The 740-nt window shown below is 43.6% G+C and carries 1 pseudogene; it reads left to right on the forward strand.

Annotation, left to right across the window (positions count from 1 at the left end):
* Positions 1-19: 19 nt before the first annotated feature.
* Positions 20-740, forward strand: a pseudogene (locus tag A3738_RS17835) (NAD-glutamate dehydrogenase domain-containing protein); the annotation flags it as partial.

A 740-nucleotide genomic window follows, 5' to 3' on the forward strand; every position in this document is an offset into this window, starting at 1 on the left:
TGCTGATAAGAATCTGCGAGTGCAAGGCATTCAACATACCATTTTGCATACAACACGTGATGACAAGGGCTCTTTAAAAGCGATTGATAACGCCTCATCAAGTCCTAAATGCAATGTTGAAGCGTTAATGGTTATTGAGGTTGATCGGGTTAACAGTCAAGAAGAATTGACTAGCTTAAAGGCGGAGCTTGAATCCGTTTTGAGTGAAGTTGCCGATGCAGTAGATGACTACGACGAAATGCTTGGGCGAGTCACTGCCATAACAGATAGCTGGAAAGAAAAAGGTCACTCCCGCGCTACGGAGAAAGAACTATTAGAAGCGACTGCCTTTTTATCTTGGCTATCTGATAACCGCTTTAGCTTTTTGGGGTATATCGAGTATGACCTCAAAAAAACTAAGACTAAATCACTACTGGTTCGAAACGATGATTCTGCATTAGGCATTCTTAAGCACGCGCATCGGACGCAAGAAAATTTGGATTTGGCAGAAATACCAGAATCAGTTGCAGAGCATATTTTGCGACCCGACATACTCTTGTTTGCGAAGTCCTCCCGACGCGCCCGCGTTCATCGTCCTGCATACCCGGATTACATAGTAGTAAAGCGTTTTAATGACGATGGAGAAGTCATCGGTGAGAGACGTTTCATCGGACTGTACACAGCACGCGTGTTTAACGAAGAAGTTTCTCGTATTCCATTTTTAAGAGAGAAAGCGAAAGAAGCTATCGATCTTTCAGGCT

The sequence above is a fragment of the Oleiphilus sp. HI0066 genome (genome assembly GCF_001635725.1).